Below are 25918 nucleotides of genomic sequence, written 5' to 3'. Positions count from 1 at the left end.
ATACTGGGATAAAGCCATTTAGAAACATATTAAATTTTATATTATTTCATCCGTCAACTTGACAGGGCCTAGTACATGAAGTTGTTGGAACCTTTTTAGATGATTATTTTAAAATTATTTTTGTACCATGAAGCTCTTTAACGTTTAATTTAGCAGCAATAGTATCAACATTATCAAGTGTAATACCGCCACCTGGAACAATTTTAATGAGACCGTTTGACCAGTCAATAATTTCTTTGAGGTGGGGTAACGTTTCCTCGATAGGCTTATCAAGTGATCCGCCATGCGTTAAAACACGATCGATATCATGCTCTGCTAACCAAGATAGCGCATCAAGTTGTGCATTATTAGGAATTTCATCAAAAGCCATATGGAAAGTGATTTGCATGCCACCACTTGCTGCAATTAAAAACTCCATCGCCTCTATGTCTAAGTTATTATTCGTATCTAAAGCGCCAAATACGACGCCATCTACACCAAGTTGTTGAGCCTGAAATAAATCAGCCTCCATAATTTTTAATTCGGTATCGTTATAAACGAAATTTCCGCCACGGGGACGAATCATTGCCATTACAGGGACTTCATTGTCCTGTGCATAACGCATTGTTTCAGACATAACACCTTTACTGACAGTTGTACCACCGACAGCAAGATTATCGCAAAGTTCAAAACGATTAGCACCAGCGGCAAATTGTTTTGGGATATCAGTAAAATTTTCAACTGCAACTTCTTTAATTAACAAATTTAATTTCTCCTAATTTTCAAAATAAACGCAAACGGATTCTGGAACGGCAATATCTTTTTGAAGTAAAGTTAATTTACCAGAGGTTGAATCACGTTCGAATAAGGTAGCATTATCAGTGTTTTGGTTAGCAACAACCAAAAATTGTTCTGTTTTATTTAAACTGAAATCACGAGGAAAGTCACCTTCAGTTGAAATAAGTTGAATAAGTGTCATTGTGCCATCAACAGCAAGTGAATAACAAGCAATTGAGTTGTTTCCGCGATTAGAGACATACAAAAAGCGGCTATCTTTAGAAATGCGAATAGCAGCAATTCCGTTATGAGCATTCCAATCAGATGGAATTGATGAAAGTGTTTGAATCTCTTTAAATGAACCATCCGTTTGATTGTAGCTAAGTAACGAAACTTCACTTGAGAGCTCTCCAGCTAAGTATGCTAATTTTCCATTTTTATGGAAAACAATATGACGAGAACCGAACCCAGGCTCTGAACGATACTCAGCAATTTGTTTAATAGCACCATTATCTGACACATCAAAAGTTAACACTTGATCAGTTCCAAGGTCACAAACAACTAACCTATTGTCTGGTGTTAAATCAGTGAAATGAATATGAGAGCTTGTTTGTTCTGGTTTTGGACCATGACCTTCATTTGTAACTTCATTAATAAGAGCTAATGAGCCATCAGTTTGAATTTTTGAAATGGAAATAAGACCCTTATGGTAGTTTGAGCTGTAGACTAATTGACGGTTATTATCAACAGCAACGTAAGCAGGCGGAGCGCCTTCAGCTGAAACGTCATTTAAAAATTGGGGATTTTCTGATGCAAGGGTAAAGGCTGATATACCACCTAAATCTGACCTCTTTGAAACGGTATATAAGACACCTTTGTCCGATTTCGTGAGATAAGTTGGATTTTCAACCTTTATATAGGGTGTAGCGTTAGAAACTTTTTTTTCAATTGTATCAAGTTGAGCTCGTTGGATACCAGTACTTGTCTTTTTTGTATATGTACCAAACAAAATAGTCTCTTTCATAGTTACAAATACCTCCTCATGATATTGTCAATATTATATCATATATTTTTGTAAACGTTATTATTTATACTGGGGACTATGCTATAATTATAGGTAACTATAAAGGATAAGGGAGACGATAAAGTATGATTACAGCAAGAATTGAAGAAATTGGAAAAGATGCCATCTCAAAAAAGGAACCTATTGTTATCCTTTTCAATCAGAGTGCAACGGATGATTTAAGACAAGTTTCTGTCATTCAATCATTTGAAGATGATAAAAAAATTATTTCGCCAAAAACAGGTGATGAAATGATTATTAATGAACAAACTTATAAAATTGATTTCGCTGGAGAGTTAGTTTCAAGTAATTTTGAGTCGGTTGGGCATGCTACCTTGTTCTTTATGGAAGTTCCAGAACATCCACAACCAAATGGTATTTATTTAACACCGCATGTATTGCCAACTTTTAAAGTCGGTAATACAATCACGTATAAGTAAAGGAGTAGATTAAAATGCTCCCAAATGAAAAATCGACTTCACAACGATCATGGTTTTGGAAATGGGTTGTTAATAATAAAACAGTTAGCATTTTATCAATTGTTTTGTTAAGTTTGCTAATTATTTTTATGTTAGCACAAGTGGGCTGGTTTTTCGCACCAATTGGAGAGTTATTAAGCATTATTGGCTTCCCAATTGTTTTAGCTGGCGTGCTGTATTATTTAATATCCCCATTGATAGATTTTTGTGAAACGCGCTTTAAATTGAATCGAAGTTTGGTTATTACAGTTGTATTTATAGTAATTTCTGGGTTTTTAGTATGGGGGATTGTCGTTTTGATTCCTGCTGTACAAACACAAACAATTAGTATTATTAAAAATTGGCCGACGTATTGGTCAAATATCACACATCAAACGAATGATTTTATGTCGTCATCTTTATTTGATACTATTAAAACTTCAATTGAAAAAATAAATACAGATATCGTAGGAACAGTATCCAAAAAAGCGAGCTCAGTTATTGGATCAACAGTTGATTCTTTAGGTAGCGTTGTTGGTACTGTAACGACATTTATCATTGGATTAGTAACAGCACCCTTTATCTTATTTTATTTATTAAAAGATGGGCACGATTTACCTGAGTATTTATCAAATTTTTTCCCAGTAAGATATCGCAAATCAATCATTGAATTATTAGATGAAATTAATTTACAAGTCAGTCAATATATCCGAGGTCAGTTAACGGTAGCATTCTTTGTGGCCATATTATTTGTTATTGGTTTTTCAGTAGTTGGTCTTAAGTTTGCTTTAACGTTAGGGATTTTGGCAGGTTTTTTGAATTTAATTCCTTATTTAGGCTCTTTTCTAGCGATGATTCCTGCACTAGTAATTGCTGCTTTCGTGTCACCAATTATGTTGATAAAGGTTATTGTTGTTTTTATTGTTGAACAAACAATTGAAGCAAGATTGATTTCTCCATTGATTCTTGGAAGTAGTTTAGCAATCCATCCCGTTACAATTTTAATTGTTTTATTAGGTTCGGGACGGGTTTTTGGATTAATAGGTGTTATTTTTGGAATCCCAGGATATGCAATTCTAAAAGTTATTGTAACGCGGATTTTTGTATGGTATAAAAAGGATTCTGGTTTGTATGACGAATCAGAGAAAACGAATAAAGATAATCAAAAAAGTTAGACAAATTTTATTTTGTCTAACTTTTTTGATTAAAGCGTATCACCGTTAAAAATTGAATTTTTAACAATTACATAATCGACTTTTTCAAGTGCAGAGAGAGAATTACCACCAGCATAAGAAATTGAAGATTGTAAATCTTGTTGCATTTCAAGTAAAGTTTCATGAATGTCACCTTTAAAAGGAACGAGCATTTTTTTACCTTCAACATTAGTGTGGCTACCTTTTTGATATTCAGAGGCAGAGCCAAAATAACTTTTAAATAGATTACCATCTTTTTCAATTAAATCACCAGGACTTTGTTTGTGACCAGCAAAGAGTGAACCAATCATACACATTGAGGCCCCAAATCTGACTGACTTAGCAATATCACCATGAGTTCTTATACCACCATCAGTGATAATTGGTTTACTTGCTGCTTTAGAACATAATCTAAGAGCGGCTAATTGCCACCCGCCGGTACCGAATCCAGTTTTAATTTTAGTGATGCAAACTTTTCCGGGTCCAATACCAACCTTAGTTGCATCTGCACCAGCATTTTCTAGTTCTCTAACGCCTTCAGGTGTGCCAACATTTCCAGCAATTAGAAATGACTCTGGTAACCATTTTTTAATATGATGAATTAAATCAATGACACTTTGTGCGTGGCCATGCGCCACATCAATTGTTATATATTCTGGAATTAAATCAGCATCGGCAAGCTCTTCAATTAATGCCCATTCATGTGGTTTAACGCCAACACTAATAGAAGCAAACAAACCTTTTGCATGCATTTTTTTGACGAAAGGTAAGCGACTCTCTTCATCGAAACGGTGCATGACATAGAAATAGTCATTTGATGCAAGCCATTCTGCTAACGGTTCATCGATAATTGTCTGCATATTCGCAGGTACAACGGGTAGTTTAAAACGGCGAGGGCCAAATTGAATAGATGTATCGACTTCGGAACGGCTATTTACAATACATTTGTTAGGGACGAGCTGAATATCTTCATAATCAAAAACTGGCATAATATTTCCCCATTTCTTTTAAACACGAACTATTTTTAGTATTTATTAAATTATTATCAGTAACCAACTGATAATTTACGCTATTTAGCGAATTTAGTCAACATATTTTTGAAATAAATCGAAAATTAAATAAGAATACGTGAAGAGATAGACGTCGTGCTATAATTATTTTGGGAGTGATTATTATCGCAAAAAAAGAAAAAGTAAAAAAAACAAATGACGAACGCATTTTAGATCAAAATCATATTGAATTTGAGAGCTATACTTTTGATTTTTTAGGTGGTCGACAAATGGATTCAAGCAAAGAAGCTAAAGAACTAGGAACGGATGAAAGAAGTATTTTAAAAACAATTGTTTTACAGGGAAGTAACGGTGATAGAGATTACGTAGTTGTTTGCCTTCCTATTACTTTTGAAATTGATTTAAAATTAGTAGCACGTGAATTAAATGAAAAACAATTGCATTTAGCAGATAATAAAAATTTAATCAATATTACTGGTTACGTTCATGGCGCAAATACACCAATTGGAATTAATGTTCGAAAAGGATTTCCCATTTATTTTGATGAACGAATTCAAGAGTTCGATAAAATTTGGGTTTCAGCTGGTAAAGTTGGTCGTTCTGTTGGCGTAAAACGTGAAGAACTTGTTGAATTGGTTAAAGGTCATTACATTAACATTGAAAAATAAATAGCTATTGAATGTAAAATAAACGATAAAAAGGAATAAGTGTAAATTGAAAAAAATTGAGAAAAGTGCCGTATTTTTAAAAAATAAAATCGATTTATTTAGATGTCCTGTCTGCTTAAACCCCTACAGTAAAGTTGAAGGCCAGACGATGTTTTGCCCTGAAAATCATCAAATAGATTTATCAAAAAAAGGAACTCTTTTTTTCTTGAATCATGGGGTTAAAAGTGATTATGAATTGGATATGTGGTTAGCAAGGAGACAGTTATTACAAGCAGGCTTGTTTAAACCGATTACGGATAAAATTCTTGAGCAGCTTTCTGATGAAGAAGAAACAATTATGGATGTAGGTTGTGGAGAGGGAACACCACTTCATGATATAGAAGTAACACGCCAAAATGCTAAAGACACTTACGTTGGATTTGATATTTCAAAAGATGCAATCAATTATGCGACACAACAAGAGACAGATGCTTTTTATTGTATTGCTGATTTGGCTAAACTACCATTTAATAATAAGTCATTTTCAACAATTATTGATATTTTTTCGCCTTCTGCTTATACAGAATTTGATCGAGTATTAAAGGATGGCGGGCAGTTATTAAAAATCATTCCAAATTCAAATTACTTAGTTGAATTACGCGAACTTCTATATAACGAAGAGAGTCATAATAGGAGTTATAGTAATGAAAAGGTTTTAAATCTGTTTAAAGAAAATTATCCTGACTCTGAACAAATTACAATTAGTTATCAATTCGATATTCCAGAAGGCTTGTTTCCTGCCTTACTCGAAATGACTCCTTTACATTGGGGAGCTACAACAGATAATCAGGCTAAAGCTAAAAAACAACCTTTAACCAAAATTACGGTTGACGTTACACTATTAAAATATCGTAAAAATAAGTTAGAATCAGTGTTGTAACGAATAAATTGCTGTGGTATTATGAGTATACGAATTCGGTTGTTTAGAGACTGTCGACGATGTTGTCAGCTTCTGGAAATTGATCTTCATTAACGTATCTTTTCGCCGTGCCCACACCGAAATGATGCGTTTTTTTGTTGCCTAAAATAATAACGATTTTTTGAAAGGATGTTAATTTTTGACGAATCATATTGCATTATTTGAACCACTTATGCCTGCTAATACAGGTAATATTGCTAGAACTTGTGCTGGAACGGATACTGAACTACATTTAATTGAGCCCTTAGGATTTTCAACAGACGATAAATATTTAAAACGTGCTGGACTAGACTATTGGGATAAAGTAAAAATTACGTATCATAAAAATTTACAAGATTTTTTAGCATCTATTCCAGATCAGAAACAACTTTTTTTGGTTTCAAAATTTGCACCGCAAACTTATTCACAAGTAGATTATTCTGATGTGAATAAGGACTATTACTTCTTGTTTGGTAAAGAGACAACAGGTCTTCCTGAAAACTTTATGCGCCAAAATGAAGAGAAAGCAATCCGAATTCCACAAGATGATACGCACATTCGTGCCTTAAACTTATCTAATTCAGCTGCTATTGTAATTTATGAAACACTTAGACAACAAGACTTTTTAAATCTAGATAAAACACACACGTATGAAAATGATAAGCTAAAATAAGTAGCTTGAGCATTTTATAGACTAGAAATTCATAAATGGGTTATACTTGCTTCGGGTTAAGAAATAAACCGGTATTTATGATGAACAGTCATTTTATAAAATGGAAGGGTGTGAGCTAACTTGTTTCAAGTAATAACAATGTTTGGATTTGATGAACCATGGTGGTTTTTTGATGATTGGAAAAGTCATATTCAAAAAACAGTTGATTTTGATTCAATGGATGAAGCGATGGCTTTTTTTGAGGAACAATCTAGCGCATTTACCACTGAATTTAGCCATCAAAAAAGTAAACGTCAATTTTTGACAGCATTTTGGAATGAGGAACAAATGGATTATTGTTCAGATTGTGGTGATGATTTACAGTTATATCAAGGGTTACTGTTAGTTAAAGATGGCAAAGAAATTACAGCCAAAAAAGAGAGTTAATAACATAATTGTTATTAACTCTCTTTTTGTGGAAATGACTAGACAATGACACGGAAGGTAATTAAGATATGGTATAATTGAGTATCTATTTTAACAGAAGGAGGAACTGTTTTGGCTCAAAAAAAGAAAAGAAAAAAAAGAACAACAAAAAAAACAGTTCAATACAAATTTTCTAAAAATATAATTGGTGTTATATTTTTATTGTTTGGAATATTTGGTGTGCTAGCACTGGGATATTTGGGTGCTTTATTTGCTAACGTTTTCCGTTTGTTTGTTGGTAATACATATCAATTCGCATTATTAATTCTCGGTGTATATGGAAGTTACTTAATGATTATGGGAAAAGAGCCCAAAGTTAAGAAAAGAATTAATTGGGGATCCGTTATTTTATATGTTGGTGTTTTAGTCTTTCTTGAAGCCTGGTTTGTTGGGCACTCATCGGTGCATAGCCAATTTATTCAATATACATGGCAGACACTTGTTTCCGATTTTCGACAATCTGCAGTTAGTTCAACAGTTGGCGGTGGAATGATAGGGGCAAGCTTATACCAATTATCGTACTTCTTAATTTCACAAGCAGGCACCTATATTGTTAGTGTACTTTTCATCTTAGCCGGATTATTTATTTTTTTTGATCTCTCTTTTTCAGAAGTTATGTATACTGTTCAACGCTATCTAAACGTAATTATTGCTTGGACAAGAGAAGGTTTTCGCCGAATGAAAGTAGCAATAGATAGTTTTAAAGAAGAAAGAAAAGAAAATAAAGCAGAACAAGATGAAGAAGAATTAAAACCTGTAATTGACCATAGAACTGAAGAAAAGGAAATAAAAACTGAACGAGAAGTGACCGTTGATGAACCACCTATCATTACGCAACAAGAACCAGATTCAGAATTAGATTCAGAAGATGATCCTAAGATAATATCAAGTACAGTGGCTGATGATAATGAAGATTACCAATTACCACCAGTTACATTACTTACAAAAATTCCAAAAGAAGACCAAAGTGGCGAATATAAAACAATTGAAAAAAACACAAAAATATTGAAGCAAACATTTGAAAGCTTTGGTGTTGATGTTGAAATTAAAAGTGTGAGTTTAGGACCATCTGTTACTGAATATGAATTACATCCGGCAATTGGTGTTAAAGTTAGTAAAATTGTTAACCTTGCGGATGACTTAGCCTTAGCACTTGCTGCCAAAGATATTCGAATTGAAGCACCAATTCCTGGAAAATCACTTATTGGGATTGAAGTACCAAATTCTAAAGTATCAATGGTTTCATTCAGGGATGTGATTGAATCTCAACAAAAGAATCCAACACCAGATAAAGTTCTCGAAGTTCCTTTAGGTCGCGATGTTTCAGGCCAATTGGTAACAGCAGATTTAACAACGATGCCGCATTTATTGATTGCTGGCTCAACTGGTAGTGGTAAGTCAGTTGCAATTAATGGCATTATCACAAGTTTATTGATGAATACGAAACCAAATCAGGTTAAGTTTATGTTGATTGATCCTAAAAAAGTAGAGTTAGGTGTCTATAATGGTATTCCACATCTATTAACGCCGGTTGTTACAAATCCTAAAAAAGCATCACGAGCTTTACATAAGGTTGTTTCTGAAATGGAGCGACGCTACGAATTGTTTGCAGATGCTAGTCAACGTAATATTTCTGGATATAATCAAATGATTATGCAAGAAAACGCAGATGACGGACAAAAAAGAGCAACGTTACCTTATATTGTTGTCATTGTTGATGAATTGGCAGATTTAATGATGGTAGCCTCGAATGAGGTTGAAGATGCGATTATTCGTTTAGCACAAATGGCTCGAGCAGCTGGAATCCATATGATTTTGGCAACGCAACGTCCATCTGTTGATGTTATCACAGGATTGATTAAAGCTAACGTACCATCACGTATGGCTTTCGCTGTTTCCAGTGGGATTGACTCGAGAACAATTATTGATAGTAATGGTGCTGAAAAGCTTTTAGGTCGTGGGGATATGTTATTCCTACCAATGGGGCTAAATAAACCCATTCGTGTACAAGATGCTTACATTTCAGATAAAGATGTTGAAAGTGTTATTTCGTTTATTAAAAATCAGCAAGAACCACAATACGATGAAACGATGATTGTGACTGATGAAGAAACAGCTAACTCAGGATCAGCGTCTGATTCAGAAGACGAATTATTTGGGGACGCTGTTAAATTAGTGACTCATGAACAATCTTGCAGTGTATCCATGTTACAGAGACGTTTTAGGATTGGCTACAATCGAGCTGCTAGAATTGTTGATGAAATGGAAGCAAAAGGAATCGTTGGACCGCCAGAGGGAAGTAAGCCGCGCAAAGTGTTGATAAATGAAGAAACTGATGGTCCTAATTAGGGCTTTCAGTTTTTTTGTTTAGCCTAAACAGATTACGAAACAATTAAATTTGTGTTTCACTAGTCTTTCAATTATCATGGTAAAAGAACATCCGATTTAAAAGGAGGCACATTTTCGTGCGTAAACAATTAGAAACAGGTGTCAACTTAACTGTTATTGAAAATAGTCAATTTAAAACGAATAGAATCGTTATTAATTTTATAGCACCTTTAACCGGAAAAGAATCTGCAGAACGTATGCTATTAGCTAACTTATTAGAAATTAGTAGTGCAGAATATCCATCTCAACAAAAATTAGCCGAAAAATTATCAGAACTTTATGGTGCAAGTTTTGGTATCACTGTTAGTAAAAAAGGAAACTTTCACTTAATAAGTTTAATTTTAAACGGTGTAAACGATAAATTCTTAGAACATAAAACAGAAAGTTTAAAAAAAATATTTGCTTTTATCAAAGAAATTATTTTCAATCCGAATGTGACTGATGGCCATTTTGACGAAGAAACATTTAAACGCCAAAAGGAAAATTTGATGATGTCTATCAGAAGTATTAGTGATGATAAACAATCGTACGCAGGATTAGAATTACAGAAACTTTACTTTCAAAACGATCAAGCTATTCCTAGCTATGGGACTGTAGAAGATATTGAAAAGATAACTGCAACTAGCTTATTTGATTACTACAAACAAATGCTTACAACTAATCGAGTAGACATTTTCGTCCTTGGTGAATTAGATGAATCAGAAACTGAAACTATTGTTAAAACGTTGCCTTTTAAACCTCGAGATTTTAAAATGATACCTATATTCTATGATCAAGCTATTAAAGAAGTTGTGACTAAAACAGAAACGCAAGCAGTGACTCAGGGTAAATTAAATCTGGCATATCAGTTACCAGTTTATTACAGAGAAAATGGGTACTATGCGGGTCTTATTTTCAATGGCGTTTTTGGCGGTTCACCACTAGCTAAGTTATTTGTAAATGTTCGTGAGAAAGCTAGTTTGGCTTATTATGCAAGTAGCTCGTTAGATACATTTAGAGGTATTTTAACTGTACAAACAGGCATTGAACCACAAAATAAAGATAAAGTTATCGAAATTGTTCAACAACAATTAGATGATATTATCGCAGGTGACATTAGTGATGAACTATTAAATAAAACAAAAATGACAATGATTAACCAATATCAAAGTAGTCTTGACTCACAAATGGCGTTAATTAATCAATCGATGATTGATCAATTAACAAGCACAGAAGTTAGTGCAACAGAGTGGATAGACGGCATTAATAGCGTGGATAAAGCTGCCGTTCAAGCTATCGCTCGTAATGTTAAATTACAAGCAATCTTCTTTTTGAATGGGGAAATTAATTAATGAAAACATTAGAATACCCGCAGTTTGACGAAATATTATATACAGAAACTTTGGAAAATGGCTTGAAAGTAAATATATTACCTCGTAAAGGTTTTCATAAAACTTATGGTATATTCACAACAAATTATGGCTCAGTTGATAGTGTATTTGTACCAATTGGTGAAGAAGATGTTGTTCATGTACCGGATGGTATCGCCCATTTTTTAGAACATAAAATGTTTGAAAAAGCAGATCATGATGCGTTTGATTTATTTGGAGAATATGGTGCTAGTGCAAATGCTTTCACAAGCTTTACACGAACGAGCTACTTATTTTCAAGCTCTAATCATGTTCCTGAAAACATTGAAACATTACTAGATTTTGTGCAAGATCCGTATTTTACACCTGAAACAGTTGAAAAAGAAAAGGGAATTATTGGACAGGAAATTCAAATGTATGACGACGATCCTAATTGGCGTTTATACTTTGGTATTTTAGGTAACCTTTACCCAAATCACCCGGTTAGCAGTGATATCGCTGGAACAATTGAATCAATCGATAAAATTACGGCAGATGATTTATATAAGTGCTATGAAACATTTTATCATCCAAGTAATATGAATTTATTTATTGTAGGAAATGTTGATCCAGAAGAAACTTTAGATTTAATTAAAAATAATCAAAATCATAAAAAGTTTCCAGAAGCAGCAGAAACAATTAAACGATTAATTCCAGAAACTCAAGTAGACGGTTCAGACATCATGCCATATCGTGCAACTGAGATGGCCATTCAACGTGCTAAAACAATTGTTGGTATAAAAGGATTAGATAATGTTCCAGAAGGCCGTAACGGCTTGAAATACAAAGAGACAATCCATATGCTTCTTTATCTTTTGTTTGGTGACACGGCCCCTCAATATATGAAATTATATGATGAAGGGACGTTAGATGATTCCTTTGGCTATGAATTTGAAATTGAACGTGGCTTCCATTTTGCAAGTATTAGTGGTGATACTGATGACCCTCAAAAGTTATCGGATGCCATTATTCATATTTTAGAGAATGCGTCAGAGTACCTTTCAGGGGCTGAGGCCCAGTTTGAATTGGCTAAACGTGAAATGTTAGGTCAATCCATTCAATCGATGAACTCACTTGAGAGCATTGCAAATCAGTATGATGGTGATTTGTTTGATGATGCCACTGTTTTTGATAGGGCACCAATTATTGAAAATATGACATTAGATCAAGTTCGCCAAGGAGCTAAAGATTTTATTCGTTCTGAAGCAATTAGTGTCTACCAAATTATGGCTAAAGAGGATGATTAAATGAGTTGGGCAGTTATCTTTGGAGCGTCTGGTGATATTGGTCAAATGATTGCAAGACAATTGGCAGATATTGGTTGGTCGCTAACAATGCATTATTATCAAAATGATGAAGCAATTATGGGATTAACACAAGAGTTGAGGGGAAAATATCCAAAACAAGATTTTTTGCCGTTACAATTTGATATGACAGCGACTAATGTTGATCCAGTGATATCCCAACTATTTGCCGTAGATGCTGTAATATTTGCTGAAGGAACAACTTCTTACCATTTATTCAATGAAGCCCCAATGTCTGATTTAGATAAAATGATGAAGATGCAAGTTCAAACACCATTGGCATTAATTCAGAAATTGGAACCAAAGTTAGCCCAAAATCATTTTGGCCGAATTATATTTATTGGGTCAATTTATGGAGGCGTTGGTAGCCCAATGGAAGTACTGTACAGTACTGTAAAAGGTGCGTTATCGTCCTTTGCCAATGCTTATAGTAAAGAAGTTGCCTCGTTAGGTATTACGGTTAACGTGGTGGCACCAGGCGCAGTTGATACAAAAATGAATCAACAATTTTCGAAAGATGCAAAGAAAGATATCTCAAGTGAAATTCCAATGGGACGTTTCGCACATCCCGAAGAAATTGGATTTTGGGTAAAACAATTATTAGCCAAAGAGGCAGGGTACCTCACCGGTCAAACGATTTATGTTTCAGGCGGATGGTTGAAATAAAATAATAAAATTTTAACAAATTGGACATGACGATTATGTTATACTGATTGTTAGAAGATTAACTATTAAACTAAGTGGAGAATTAGACATGAGTGAAATTGGAAAAACATTACAAGAAGCGAGAATAAATAAAGGATATACGTTAGATGATTTACAACAAATGACGAAAATTCAAAAACGTTATTTGATTGCAATTGAAGATGAAAAATTTTCTGATTTACCAGGAGATTTTTACGTTCGAGCATTTGTTAAACAATATGCAGAGACGGTTGATTTGGATGGGGATAAATTATTAAAAGAATTCAATGAAACACTTCCAGATACACAAGAAACAGTCGTTGCAAAGGAACAAGTATCACGTTCTGAAAAGTCTGCTAAACTACCAAAAGACGGTAATTTTGATAAGTTTATGTCGTACTTGCCAACAATTATTATTGTTGTGATTGTCTTAGGGATTTTGGGTACAATTTATGGTGTGACATTGAATAGTAAAGATACAGATACTCAAATTGAAAGTTCAAGTTCTAAAGTATCTGTTTCAACTGACTCAAAAACTAAAACTTCTAGTTCTGAATCAGTAAAGGCTAGTTCTTCATCTGATAAGAAAACGCAAAAATTAACATATGTTTCAGATGCGGGAACAAACACTGTTTACACAATGGAAAATGCACCAACAACTTCTAAAGTTAAATTAGTAGCTTCTGGTAGTGCTGCTTGGAGCTCAATTACGGCTGATGGCACACAACTATGGCAAGCAACACTTGTCTCAGATGCAACGGATACTGTTACAATCCCAGCCGGTACAAAGTCATTTGTCTTTAGCTTTGGTAATGCACCAGCTATGAGTATCACGATTAACGGTAAAAAATTTAATTTTATGAAAACAAATGCAACTCTACAAGTTAGAACAGTTACTGTAAATATTAAATAAGCCAGAATTGTCAACAACGGATACTATGTTGTTGGCAATTTTTGAAAAAGGGGATCATTATGAATTTACCAAATAAATTAACGGTTGTGCGGATTATTTTAATTCCAATCTTCATGCTTGTATTGTTATTACCAATTGATTGGGGAATGGTTACTTGGGTTGGTACACAGATTCAGGTGACACATCTAATTGGTGCAATTATTTTTGCAGCTGCCTCATTAACAGATTTTTTAGATGGTCAAATTGCACGTCGCCAACATTTAGTTTCTAATTTTGGCAAATTTGCAGACCCATTGGCAGATAAAATGCTTGTAATGACTGCATTTGTTATCCTTGTTTCATTTAACCAAGTACCTGCATGGGTAGCTGCAATTATTGTTTGTCGCGAACTTGCGGTAACAGGATTACGATTGATTATTGTTGAAAATGATGGGGAAGTTATGGCTGCAGCTATGCCAGGCAAAATTAAGACAACAACCCAAATGATAGCTATTATTTTATTGTTTTTAAATAATGTGTTATTTGCAGCAATTAATGTACCTATGGCTGCCATTTTTCTTTATATTTGTTTATTCTTTACTGTTTATTCAGGTATTGATTACTTTGTTCAAAATAGAGCTATTTTCTCAGATTCATTTGAAAAATAAAAATATTTAGACTAAAACATTTAACCGTTTTAGTCTTTTTTAATTAAATTAGGAGGCAACATCATGCATGCAGAAATAATTGCGGTTGGTACAGAAATATTATTAGGACAAATTGTAAATACGAACAGTGCTTTCTTAGCTGAAAAATTAGCTGATTTAGGTGTAAATGTATTTTATCAGACAGTTGTAGGGGATAATGAAGAACGAATGTTAGAGGCAATTGAACTGGCTTCAAAACGAAATGATTTGGTTATCCTTTCTGGTGGCTTAGGACCAACAGAAGACGATTTAACGAAGCAGATGGTCGCCAAATTTTTAAATGAGAAGTTAGTTGAAAATAAGGACGCCATGTTAAAAATAGAAGATCATTTTACACAAACGGGTCGTCAAATGACTGAAAACAACAAATTACAAGCTTTGTATATAGAAGGATCAAAACCAATTAAAAATCATGCTGGAATGGCTGTTGGTGATTTTTACAAAGGTGATTCGTGTGATTTCTTATTATTACCTGGACCACCTAAGGAATTGAAAACAATGTTTAATAAGGAAGTTGAACAGCTATTAAAAGAAGAATATAACTTAAATAGTCATCTTGAATCAAAAGTTTTACGTTTTTATGGCATTGGTGAATCTAAATTGGTGACTGAATTAAAAGAGATAATTGATTCACAAACTAATCCTACTATTGCACCATACGCCAAGACAAATGAGGTCACTTTGCGAATTACGGCAAGTCCTACAGACAAAAAATCAGCTGTAGAATTAATTAACGAAATGGAGATTTATGTACTTTCCAAAGTTGGTGATTATTTCTATGGCTATGGGGATGACAATTCGTTACAAAATATTGTTGTAACTAAATTAATTGAAAAAAACTTATCTATTTCTGCAGCCGAAAGTTTAACAGCTGGATTATTTCAAAGTACATTAGCAGAAATACCAGGTGTCTCAAAAATTTATGATGGTGGATTTATAACATATGCTAATACAGCCAAATCTGATATTTTAGGTATTTCGACTGAAGATATTAAAAAATATGGTGTTGTTAGTGAAGAAACCGCTAAACAAATGGCCCAACAAACACAAAATAAAATGAAAACAAATATTGCTATTTCATTTACTGGTGTTGCAGGTCCAGATGAGCTTGAAAATCAGAAAGCTGGAACGGTTTGGATTGGATTAGCAATTAAAAATAGTCCCGTTATTGCAAAACAATTTCATTTTGCTGGAAATAGAGAAACAATTAGACAAAGAAGTGTTCTAAGTGGACTTAAATGGATATTTGATGAAATTAATGAGTAAATAATTAAATTTGGCAATGGATTGTTGTTGACAGCGGGGGGCAATTAACCGTAAAATACTAAAGTGTATATGAACAAAATAAAAAACATCTAAAAATTTATGATTAGTTAAATTAATCATTATTTGATGATGCGGAGGTGGACTTTTATGGGATCTATAACAACCGTATTAATCCTCGCTATCATCGCTATTATTGCTTTAGTTGTTGGAATTTTTATTGGAATTGCATATAGAAAGTCAAATTTCGAAAAAACACTTGATGTCGCAACGCATACGGCTGAAGGTATTTTAAAAAGTGCAAAGAAAGATGCTGAGACTCAGAAAAAAGAGGCTGTTTTAGAGGCTAAAGAAGAAAGTCAAAGTTATCGTGATAAAATAGACAATGAGTTAAAGGAACGACGTTCAGAAATTCAAAAGCAAGAAAATCGAGTAATTCAACGTGAAGAAACTTTAGATCGTAAAGATGGCGCACTAGATAAACGAGAACAAACGCTTGAGAACAAAGAGAAAAAAGTAACGTCTGACCAAAAACTTGTTGACACAAAACAACAAGAAGCTACTTCACTGATTCAGGAACAACAAGAAGAACTTGAAAGAGTTGCTTCTCTAACACAAACACAAGCACAGACTATTATTATGGACGATACGAAAGAATCATTAAGTCATGAACGAGCTGTTATGATTAAGGAAAGTGATAAGCAAGCTAAATCAGAAGCTGATCGTAATGCTAAAGATTTAGTTGCTCAAGCTATTCAAAGAAGTGCAGCTGACATGGTATCTGAAACAACTGTTTCATTAGTTACCTTGCCAAATGATGAAATGAAAGGCCGTATTATTGGCCGCGAAGGACGTAACATTCGAACATTAGAGACCTTAACAGGGATTGATTTAATTATCGATGATACGCCAGAAGCAGTCGTTTTAAGTGGGTTTGATCCAATTCGTCGTGAAATTGCCAAAATGACTCTTGAAAAATTAATTCAAGATGGTCGGATTCATCCGGCACGAATCGAAGAAATGGTTGAAAAATCACGTAAAGAAATGGATGAAAAAATTCGTGAATTAGGTGAACAAACAACCTTTGATCTCGGACTTCATACAATTCATCCTGATTTAATTAAAACAATTGGTCGATTAAATTATCGTACAAGTTATGGTCAGAATGTGTTAAGCCATTCTATTGAAGTTGCCAAAATAGCAGGTGTGTTAGCCGCTGAATTGGGTGAAGATGTTACATTAGCAAAACGCGCAGGATTGTTACATGATATTGGTAAAGCAGTTGATCATGAAGTTGATGGTTCACATGTGGAAATTGGCCTTGAATTAGCTAAGAAGTATAAAGAAAATGATGTTGTCATCAACACTATAGCTTCACATCATGGTGATGTTGAAGCTAAATATACTATTGCTATTCTTGTTGCAGCGGCAGATGCTGTTTCAGCTGCAAGACCAGGCGCACGAAGTGAATCGTTAGAAAATTATATTCATAGACTTGAAAAACTTGAAGATATTACACATGAATTTAAAGGTGTACAGAAAAGTTATGCAATTCAAGCTGGTCGTGAAGTACGTGTTATTGTCACGCCAAATGAAGTTAATGATATTCAAGCAACTGTCTTAGCTCGAGATATTAAAAACAGAATTGAAGATGAACTCGAATACCCAGGACATATTAAAGTGACTGTCGTTCGAGAAACAAGAGCAATTGAGTATGCTAAATAAAAAAATGATGATTTAAGATTAATTTCTTAAATCATCATTTTTTGTCTATTAAAAAGAAAAAATGTTAAACTAGTTTTATATATAAGAAAAGAGGACAACCATGCGTTTATTATTTGTCGGAGATGTCGTTGGCGATTCAGGTCAACAAATGATTAAAGAGTATTTACCAAAATTAAAAAGAAAATTTCATCCACAGGCTACCATTGTAAATGGTGAAAATGCAACGAAGGGTAGAGGTATTAATGAATCTGTCTATAAAGCATTCCTTCAAACAGGTGCTGATGTTGTAACCATGGGTAACCATACTTGGGATAATAGAGATATTCAAGATTTTATTGGTGGTGCAAAAAAATTAATTAGACCAGCTAACTTCTCAGCAAACCAAGTACCTGGGATTGGACATACAATTATTAATATTAATCAGCAAAAATTAGCTGTGATTGATTTGCAAGGACGTGTTTTTATGTCTCCTTCAGATGATCCGTTTGCAGTTGTTCAAGATATTTTAGAAGAAGTCAAAAAAGAGACTGATTTCATTTTTATTGATTTTCATGCTGAAACAACGAGTGAAAAAGAAGCTATAGCATGGTTCTTAGATGGTCAAGTATCTGCGGTAGTAGGTACGCATACACATGTGCCTACTAATGATGCGCGTATTTTACCTAAAGGAACTGCCTTTATGTCAGATGTTGGTATGACAGGACCATACGATGGTATCTTAGGAATGAAACGTGAAAATGTAATTGGTCGCTTTTTATCGCAAATGCCAACACGATTTGAAGTGGATGAAACAGGTCGTAAAACGTTATCTGCTTGTGTGATAGATATTGATGACAAAACGGGACATGCTAAAAAGATATTCCCTGTATTAATTAATGATGACCATCCTTTTATGGATTAATTTAGAGATAGGAGGGCATCTCGACTATGCCGCAAAAAACAAAACTAACGCCAATGATGATACAATATTTTGACATTAAAGCACAGTATCCTGATGCTTTTTTGTTTTATCGTCTTGGTGATTTTTATGAACTATTTTATGATGATGCTGTTAAAGGGTCGCAATTACTCGAATTAACGTTAACAACACGTAATAAAAAAGCTGATGATCCTATTCCAATGTGTGGCGTACCGCATCATGCTGCTCAAAATTATATCGATATTTTAGTTGAAAAAGGATACAAAGTCGCAATATGTGAACAAGTTGAAGATCCTAAATTAGCTCAAGGTATGGTTAAACGTGAAGTTATTCAGCTAGTAACACCAGGAACAACGATGGATAACGGTGCGAAGGAGTCTAAAGAAAATAATTATTTAACAGCTATTATAGAAGACAACAATAGTTTTGGATTTGCTTATGTTGATTTATCAACAGGTGAATTAAAAACGAGTCGCTTAGATAATTTAGATAATTTAATTAATGAAATAATGAGTTTGAGAACTAAAGAAATTGTGATTAATGATAGTTTGTCTGATGAAACAATCGAAACATTAGAAAAATTAAATATTATGCTTTCTAAACAAGAAATTGTTGAAAATCATGCTGAATCAAGTTATGCGATTCAAGATTTAACAGATTCACTAGAAATCTCGGTTGTAACTGACTTGTTAACGTATCTTTCAGTTACGCAAAAACGAAGTTTAGATCATTTACAAAAAGCAGTTCATTATGAGCCTGATTTTTTCTTGAAAATGGATCATTATTCAAAATATAATTTAGAATTAATGCAAAATATTCGAACGGGCAAGAAGCAAGGTACTTTATTGTGGTTATTAGATGACACAAAAACAGCTATGGGTGGTCGTTTACTTAAACAGTGGATTGATAGACCGCTTATTAACTATGCTGAAATTTTAGACCGTCAAAATAAGGTTGATTTATTGATTAACCATTATTTTGAAAGAAGTACGTTACAAGAAGAGTTAGTTAAAGTTTATGATTTAGAAAGATTGGCAGGACGTGTCGCTTTTGGTAGCGTAAATGGGCGAGATTTAGTTCAACTTAAATTATCGCTTAAACAAGTTCCTAAAATTAAATATGTTTTAGACGAAATTGACGATGGTACTTTTTCTGATGTTATCAATAAATTAGATCCAGTCGATGATATTTCTAATTTAATAGAACGTGCCATTGTTGATGAACCACCTTTATCAGTGACTGATGGTCACCTATTTAAACCGGGGTATAATGATAAATTAGATATTTATCAAGATGCAATGAAAAATGGTAAACAATGGTTAGCTGAAATGGAAGCCAAAGAAAGAAATCTAACGGGGATTAAAAATCTTAAAATTGGATTTAACCGTGTTTTTGGTTATTTTATCGAAGTGACAAAATCTAATATTATTAATGTTCCAAAAGACCGTTATGAACGAAAACAGACGTTGACTAATGCTGAACGTTATATCACACCTGAACTGAAAGAACGTGAAAGTATTATTTTAGGTGCTGAGAGTAAAGCGATGGATTTAGAATATAAATTGTTTGTCGAAATTAGAGATATTGTTAAAAAATCAATTGAACGATTACAGATATTAGCTCAAGGAATTGCCACGTTAGACGTCTTACAAAGTTTCGCGGTTGTTAGTGAAGACTCACATTTTGTAAAACCACAATTATTAAAAGAAGGTCATCAATTGGATATCACAGCTGGTTGGCATCCTGTAGTTGAAAAAGTGATGGGAAAACAAAGCTATATACCAAATGATGTTAGAATGCCTGAAACACTTGATATTTTATTGATTACAGGACCTAATATGTCAGGTAAAAGTACGTATATGCGTCAATTAGCATTAACGGTTGTGATGGCTCAAATCGGTTGTTTCGTACCTGCAGAGGCGGCTAAAATGCCAATATTTGACCAAATATTTACTCGGATTGGTGCAGCAGATGATTTAATTTCAGGTCAAAGTACGTTTATGGTTGAAATGAAAGAAGCTAATCAAGCCTTAGAAAATGCGACTGAGAATAGTTTAATCTTATTTGATGAACTTGGTAGGGGAACGGCAACTTATGATGGTATGGCACTCGCACAAGCGATTATCGAGTATGTGGATAAACATGTACATGCCAAAACACTTTTTTCGACACATTATCACGAATTAACGATACTTGAAGAAACCGTTAGTTCTTTAAAAAATGTCCATGTAGGTGCTATTGAAGAAAATGGTGAATTAATTTTCTTACATAAAATTCAAGAAGGACCTGCAGATAAATCTTATGGGATTCATGTTGCTAAATTGGCGGGAATGCCAGCAGAATTGTTAAGCCGTGCAACATTAATTTTAGATGATTTAGAGCTAAAAAATAAACAATCAGATAGTAAAAAAGAATTACCAACAACCATCAATGAAGATGATACGCAGTTATCTTTATTTGTTAACGAAAACTTGTCAAAGGACCAGTTAGCAGTTGTGGATGAACTTAAAGCACTTAACTTGATGAACATGACGCCAAGAGATATTATGAACGTCTTATATGACTGGCAAGAAAAATTGAACGGATAGAACTGAAGGTGAATGAATGACAAAAATAATTGAACTGCCCACAATTTTAGCGGATCAAATAGCTGCTGGTGAAGTAGTTGAAAGACCTGCATCTGTTGTAAAAGAATTAGTTGAAAATGCGATTGATGCGCATGGCACACAAGTTGATGTAGTCGTTGAGGAAGCTGGGCTTAAATTAATTCAAGTCATTGATAATGGAGATGGCATTGAGGCATCCCAACTGCAGAATGCTTTTAAACGTCATGCCACAAGTAAGATTACTTCAAGAGAAGATTTATTTAAAATCAGTACGCTAGGATTTCGTGGCGAAGCTTTACCAAGTATTGCATCAGTTGCTAAAGTGACTTTGAATACAGCTATTGAAGGGCAACCTGGGGCTGTTATTGCTGTTAACGGTGGTGAGATAGTAGATGAAAAATCATCTGCTAGTCGTAAAGGAACAGAAATAACAGTCTCTGACTTATTTTACAATACGCCTGCACGTTTAAAATATGTAAAGTCTTTGCAAACTGAAATGTCAATTATTAGCGACATGATGAACCGATTAGCAATGAGCCATACAAATATTTCATTTTCTTTAACACATGATGGTAAAGAAGTCTTGAAAACAACTGGAAACGGCCAACTGAAACAAACTATTTCAGCTATCTATGGGGTCAAAAGTGCACGCCAAATGCTTGAATTTAAGGGTCATGATTTAGATTTTAAGATTAGCGGTTATACATCACTGCCAGAATTAACGCGTGCTGGCCGACAGTTTATATCTATTTTAATTAATGGACGTTACGTTAAAAATGTTAATTTAAATAAAGCAATCATTAAAGGATATGGATCAAAATTAATGGTTGGACGCTATCCGATTACAATTTTGAATATTCAATTAGATCCCATGCTAGTTGATGTGAATGTTCATCCAACTAAGCAGGAAGTAAGATTGAGTAAAGAACCAGAATTAACTGAACTTATAAAAAAGATTATCTATGAACGTATTGCTGAAGAAAATTTAATTCCGGAAGCATTAGAGAATTTAAGTTCTAAGAAACGTGAAAAAATAGATACGGATCAATTACAATTTGATTTGAATGAAGCCTCAAGTAAATATCAAGCTAAGCCTAAATTCTCATCAGTACAAACGGATGCAGTAACAAGTGGTGAACCTAAGATTACAATTGGCGAAAATTTAAATCATTTATCAAGGAATATTGAACCAATCTCAATTCAAGTTGCTGAACAATTGGATTCGAAACGAGTTAGCACATTTGAGACACAATATGCTAATGAAATTAATGTGGCACCATTTTCTATTGTTACGCCGGATGAAACAGGCGATGTACAGAAAGAGAATGATGAAGAAATAGCTACCACGAAAAAGAGTGAACAAAGGTTTCCTGATTTAAAATATATTGGCCAAATGCATGGAACCTATTTATTTACAGAATCGGAAGACGGGTTATATATATTAGACCAACATGCTGCACAAGAACGTATTAATTATGAGTTTTATCGTAAGCAAATTGGTGACGTTTCTAGTGACTTGCAAAATCTATTGGTACCGATTGTTCTAGAATATACAGTAAGTGAAGCTATAATTATTACTGAACATACCGATATATTGGAAAAAATCGGACTCATCCTTGAACCATTTGGACAAAATAGTTTCATTATTAGACAGCATCCAACCTGGTTTAAAGAAGGGCAAGAAGAAAGTACGATTCGAGAAATGATTGATTACTTACTCACAGATGGGAAAATAGTGATTGCTGAATTTAGAGAAAAAGCGGCGATTATGATGAGTTGCAAGAGGGCAATCAAAGCAAATCACCACCTTGATGATCGACAAGCTAAGGCATTGATAAGTGAGCTAAAAAATGTTGAAAATCCATTTAATTGTCCACATGGACGACCAGTTTTAGTTCATTTTTCTAATCAAGACATGGAACATTTCTTTAAACGAATTCAAGATTCACATCAAACCGGTCACGAAGGTTAGGCTAAGAATCAATTGTTGCCAAATATTTGGTGATAATTGATTTTTTTGTAAGAAAAGCGATAACTGTATAAATAAGTGGTCTATGGTACACTATTAAAAGCAGATTCATGTAGATTAGGAAAAGTGGGAAAATAATATGTATGAGTATTTTATGGGCCAAATAACGGCTGTAACACCTTTTTATCTTGTTTTAGAAGTTAATGGAATAGGCTATCAAATTTTTGTTGCTAACCCATTTAGGTACCAAGAAGATTCAAAAAAAGTTGTTAAAATTTTTGTTTATCAGGCTATTCGTGAAAATGATATGACGTTATTTGGTTTTTACGATTTAGATGAAAAAAAATTATTTGAAAAATTATTGAATGTTTCAGGAATCGGTCCTAAGAGTGCGCTTGCTATTTTAGCCAATGATGATCATCGTGGTTTAGTTAATGCGATTAATACAGAAGATGTTAGTTATTTAATTAAATTTCCAGGTGTTGGTAAAAAAACAGCACAACAAATCGTGCTTGATTTAAAAGGTAAATTAGATGATATTGAAGGTCAAGCAACCACAATGCCAGGACAACAATCGCTTGATTTCATTCCGGCACAAGCATCACCATTTATGAAAGAAAGTCTTGAAGCTTTATCTGCTTTAGGATATTCTCAACGTGAGATTAAGGCTATTAGTAAGAATCTAGAATCATTCGAAGCAGACTCAACGGATGCTTATCTACGAGAAGGCTTAAAATTATTAATGAAAAAATAAAAGGAGGTTGATAAAATGACAGAACAACGGATTATTTCGAATGAACCGGAAGATAATCAGGAAGAATCCATTGAAAAGTCACTTCGTCCCCAATTTTTATCACAATACATTGGTCAAGATAAGGTTAAAAATGAATTAAGTGTGTATATCCAAGCTGCTAGACAACGTGAAGAGGCACTTGATCATGTATTGTTGTATGGGCCACCTGGGTTAGGTAAAACAACACTTGCAATGGTTATTGCAAATGAAATGCAAGTGCAAATTAAAACAACTAGTGGACCAGCAATTGAAAAATCTGGAGATCTTGTGGCACTTTTAAATGAATTACAACCTGGGGATGTCTTATTTATTGATGAAATTCATCGTTTACCCAAGATGGTTGAAGAAATGTTGTATTCAGCTATGGAAGATTTTTTTGTAGATATTGTTGTTGGCCAAGGCCCAACAGCACATCCCGTTCATTTTCCACTACCTCCATTCACATTGATTGGTGCAACAACACGGGCGGGCCTTCTATCAGCACCGTTACGAGATCGATTTGGGATTGTTGAACATATGGCCTATTATAATCAATCTGATTTGCAAGAAATTGTCATTCGATCAGCAGATATTTTCAATACAAAAATTGAAGAAAGTGGCGCTCATGAGTTAGCTCGACGCTCACGTGGAACACCACGAATTGCGAATCGCCTATTAAAAAGAGTTCGTGATTTTGCAGAAGTTTCTGACCAAAGTGAAATTAACCAAGCAACGGCTGATCATGCGTTAAATCTACTTGCCGTGGATAACCGTGGATTAGATGAGACAGATCGCAAACTTTTAGAGACTATGATTGATTTCTATCAAGGTGGTCCAGTTGGTTTGAGTACGTTAGCAGCCAATATAGGGGAAGAAACAGAGACCATTGCTGAAATGGTTGAACCTTATTTAATGCAAATTGGCTTTATAAAACGCACACCAAGAGGGCGAGTTGCAACAATGGAAGCTTATGAACATTTGAATCGACCTTATGACTTTAACGAGAATAAATAGAGAAGGATGACGATATTTTGACTAAACAACTAAGTACTGAAGATTTCGATTATGAATTGCCTCAAGAATTAATTGCGCAAACACCCTTAGAAGAACGTGATGCATCTCGGATGTTAATCTTGGATCATGAGACAGGTAAAATCAAGGATGATTATTTCTATAATGTAATTGACCAATTAAATGCTGGGGACGCTCTTGTAATGAACGATTCGCGGGTGATGCCTGCTAGAATTCATGGAATTAGACCTGATACTGGTGGCCACATCGAAGTGTTGCTATTGAACAATACTGATGGTGATAACTGGGAAACATTAGTAAAACCTGCTAAAAAAATGAAGGTTGGTTCTGTGATTAGTTTTGGTGATGGCCGCTTAACGGCAACGATCATTGAAGAGCTAGAACATGGTGGCCGCATGATTCGTTTTGAATATGAGGGTATATTTATGGAAATTCTGAATGAACTTGGCGAAATGCCGCTACCTCCTTATATTAAAGAAACGCTTGAAGATCAAGAAATGTACCAAACGGTTTATTCAAAGGAAGTTGGATCGGCAGCAGCACCTACAGCTGGTTTACATTTTACAAATGAATTATTAGAAAAGATTGAAGCTAAAGGTGTTCATCTTGTTTATTTAACGCTACATGTTGGATTAGGGACATTTAGACCTGTTAGTGAAACGAATATTGCAGACCATAAAATGCATAGTGAATTTTATCGTTTAACTGAGGATGCAGCTCAACAATTAAATGATGTTCGTAAATCAGGTGGTAAAATTATTGCGACAGGAACAACTACAATTCGGACACTTGAAACAATTGGCTCAAAATTTAAGGGCGCTATTCAAGCTGACAGTGGTTGGACGGAAATTTTCATTAAACCAGGATATGAATTTAAGGTTGTTGAAGGATTTATAACTAATTTTCATTTACCAAAATCAACATTAGTAATGTTGGTTGCAGCATTTACAGGAAGAGAAAATATTTTAAACGCATATAAACATGCAGTTGATTCTAAATATCGATTCTTTAGCTTCGGCGATGCAATGTATATTAAATAGGATGGA

The 25918-nt window shown here is 34.1% G+C and carries 23 protein-coding genes; 20 read left to right on the top strand and 3 right to left on the bottom strand.

Going from position 1 to position 25918, the window contains the following annotated elements:
• Positions 1-103 precede the first annotated feature (103 nt).
• Together AC1RPN_RS07355 and AC1RPN_RS07350 are read right to left on the bottom strand one after the other, a co-directional pair.
• Positions 104-742, bottom strand: coding sequence for a copper homeostasis protein CutC (locus AC1RPN_RS07355; RefSeq protein WP_481761860.1), 639 nt, complete (start codon positions 740-742; stop codon positions 104-106).
• A 12-nt stretch (positions 743-754) separates the two neighbouring features.
• Positions 755-1780 carry a lactonase family protein gene (locus tag AC1RPN_RS07350; protein ID WP_481761859.1) on the bottom strand — a complete coding sequence of 342 codons (1026 nt, stop codon included), beginning with the start codon at positions 1778-1780 and terminating at the stop codon, positions 755-757.
• Positions 1781-1905: 125 nt separating this feature from the next.
• Between AC1RPN_RS07350 and AC1RPN_RS07345 the strand changes: the two genes are divergently transcribed.
• Both AC1RPN_RS07345 and AC1RPN_RS07340 read left to right on the top strand, forming a co-directional pair.
• Positions 1906-2259, top strand: coding sequence for a PTS glucitol/sorbitol transporter subunit IIA (locus tag AC1RPN_RS07345; protein ID WP_409021462.1), 354 nt, complete (start codon positions 1906-1908; stop codon positions 2257-2259).
• Positions 2260-2273: 14 nt separating this feature from the next.
• Entirely contained in the window at positions 2274-3452 is a 1179-nt protein-coding gene (locus tag AC1RPN_RS07340) for an AI-2E family transporter (RefSeq protein ID WP_481761858.1), read from the top strand.
• Between the two features lie 29 nt (positions 3453-3481).
• On the opposite strand, the gene guaC is transcribed toward AC1RPN_RS07340, so the two are convergent.
• Positions 3482-4459, bottom strand: a complete 978-nt coding sequence (gene guaC / locus AC1RPN_RS07335) for a GMP reductase (protein ID WP_481761857.1) — start codon at positions 4457-4459, stop codon at positions 3482-3484.
• Positions 4460-4644: 185 nt separating this feature from the next.
• Between guaC and AC1RPN_RS07330 the strand changes: the two genes are divergently transcribed.
• The 18 genes from AC1RPN_RS07330 (at position 4645) to queA (ending at position 25912) form a co-directional block, all read left to right on the top strand.
• Positions 4645-5148 carry a YbaK/EbsC family protein gene (locus AC1RPN_RS07330; RefSeq protein ID WP_481761863.1) on the top strand — a complete coding sequence of 168 codons (504 nt, stop codon included), beginning with the start codon at positions 4645-4647 and terminating at the stop codon, positions 5146-5148.
• Positions 5149-5194: 46 nt separating this feature from the next.
• On the top strand, positions 5195-6067 hold the full coding sequence (locus tag AC1RPN_RS07325; RefSeq protein ID WP_481761856.1) for a methyltransferase domain-containing protein: 873 nt from the start codon (positions 5195-5197) through the stop codon (positions 6065-6067).
• 178 nt (positions 6068-6245) lie between these two features.
• Positions 6246-6758 (top strand): tRNA (uridine(34)/cytosine(34)/5-carboxymethylaminomethyluridine(34)-2'-O)-methyltransferase TrmL, encoded by a 513-nt coding sequence (gene trmL / locus AC1RPN_RS07320; protein WP_409021458.1) that lies wholly within the window; start codon positions 6246-6248, stop codon positions 6756-6758.
• A gap of 120 nt (positions 6759-6878) precedes the next feature.
• Positions 6879-7184, top strand: coding sequence for a DUF1033 family protein (locus AC1RPN_RS07315; protein WP_481761855.1), 306 nt, complete (start codon positions 6879-6881; stop codon positions 7182-7184).
• Between the two features lie 111 nt (positions 7185-7295).
• Complete coding sequence (locus AC1RPN_RS07310) at positions 7296-9572, top strand: FtsK/SpoIIIE family DNA translocase (RefSeq protein ID WP_481761854.1); 2277 nt, start codon at positions 7296-7298, stop codon at positions 9570-9572.
• A 116-nt stretch (positions 9573-9688) separates the two neighbouring features.
• On the top strand, positions 9689-10942 hold the full coding sequence (gene yfmF / locus AC1RPN_RS07305; RefSeq protein WP_481761853.1) for an EF-P 5-aminopentanol modification-associated protein YfmF: 1254 nt from the start codon (positions 9689-9691) through the stop codon (positions 10940-10942).
• Positions 10942-12246 carry an EF-P 5-aminopentanol modification-associated protein YfmH gene (yfmH, locus tag AC1RPN_RS07300; RefSeq protein WP_481761852.1) on the top strand — a complete coding sequence of 435 codons (1305 nt, stop codon included), beginning with the start codon at positions 10942-10944 and terminating at the stop codon, positions 12244-12246. Before yfmF ends, yfmH begins: the two co-directional genes overlap by 1 nt.
• Positions 12247-12969: an elongation factor P 5-aminopentanone reductase gene (ymfI, locus tag AC1RPN_RS07295; protein WP_481761851.1), complete on the top strand. Its 723-nt coding sequence runs from the start codon at positions 12247-12249 to the stop codon at positions 12967-12969. It abuts the gene before it with no gap.
• A gap of 88 nt (positions 12970-13057) precedes the next feature.
• Positions 13058-13900, top strand: a complete 843-nt coding sequence (locus tag AC1RPN_RS07290) for a helix-turn-helix domain-containing protein (RefSeq protein ID WP_481761850.1) — start codon at positions 13058-13060, stop codon at positions 13898-13900.
• Positions 13901-13959: 59 nt separating this feature from the next.
• On the top strand, positions 13960-14547 hold the full coding sequence (gene pgsA / locus AC1RPN_RS07285; protein WP_481761849.1) for a CDP-diacylglycerol--glycerol-3-phosphate 3-phosphatidyltransferase: 588 nt from the start codon (positions 13960-13962) through the stop codon (positions 14545-14547).
• Between the two features lie 63 nt (positions 14548-14610).
• Complete coding sequence (locus AC1RPN_RS07280) at positions 14611-15852, top strand: competence/damage-inducible protein A (protein ID WP_481761848.1); 1242 nt, start codon at positions 14611-14613, stop codon at positions 15850-15852.
• Positions 15853-15999: 147 nt separating this feature from the next.
• The gene (gene rny, locus AC1RPN_RS07275; RefSeq protein ID WP_481761847.1) at positions 16000-17574 is read left to right on the top strand and encodes a ribonuclease Y; all 1575 of its coding nucleotides are present in this window, start codon (positions 16000-16002) and stop codon (positions 17572-17574) included.
• Between the two features lie 100 nt (positions 17575-17674).
• Positions 17675-18475 carry a TIGR00282 family metallophosphoesterase gene (locus AC1RPN_RS07270; RefSeq protein ID WP_409021448.1) on the top strand — a complete coding sequence of 267 codons (801 nt, stop codon included), beginning with the start codon at positions 17675-17677 and terminating at the stop codon, positions 18473-18475.
• A gap of 26 nt (positions 18476-18501) precedes the next feature.
• Complete coding sequence (gene mutS / locus AC1RPN_RS07265) at positions 18502-21081, top strand: DNA mismatch repair protein MutS (protein ID WP_481761846.1); 2580 nt, start codon at positions 18502-18504, stop codon at positions 21079-21081.
• A gap of 16 nt (positions 21082-21097) precedes the next feature.
• Positions 21098-23071 carry a DNA mismatch repair endonuclease MutL gene (gene mutL, locus AC1RPN_RS07260; protein ID WP_481761845.1) on the top strand — a complete coding sequence of 658 codons (1974 nt, stop codon included), beginning with the start codon at positions 21098-21100 and terminating at the stop codon, positions 23069-23071.
• Between the two features lie 136 nt (positions 23072-23207).
• Positions 23208-23822 (top strand): Holliday junction branch migration protein RuvA, encoded by a 615-nt coding sequence (gene ruvA, locus AC1RPN_RS07255; protein WP_481761844.1) that lies wholly within the window; start codon positions 23208-23210, stop codon positions 23820-23822.
• A 15-nt stretch (positions 23823-23837) separates the two neighbouring features.
• On the top strand, positions 23838-24854 hold the full coding sequence (ruvB, locus tag AC1RPN_RS07250) for a Holliday junction branch migration DNA helicase RuvB (RefSeq protein ID WP_409021443.1): 1017 nt from the start codon (positions 23838-23840) through the stop codon (positions 24852-24854).
• A gap of 17 nt (positions 24855-24871) precedes the next feature.
• Positions 24872-25912, top strand: a complete 1041-nt coding sequence (gene queA / locus AC1RPN_RS07245) for a tRNA preQ1(34) S-adenosylmethionine ribosyltransferase-isomerase QueA (protein WP_481761843.1) — start codon at positions 24872-24874, stop codon at positions 25910-25912.
• Positions 25913-25918 lie beyond the last annotated feature (6 nt).

The organism is Dellaglioa sp. CoH-57-MRSF-20 (genome assembly GCF_056781955.1).
This window is presented reverse-complemented; position numbering and strand designations above follow the sequence as displayed.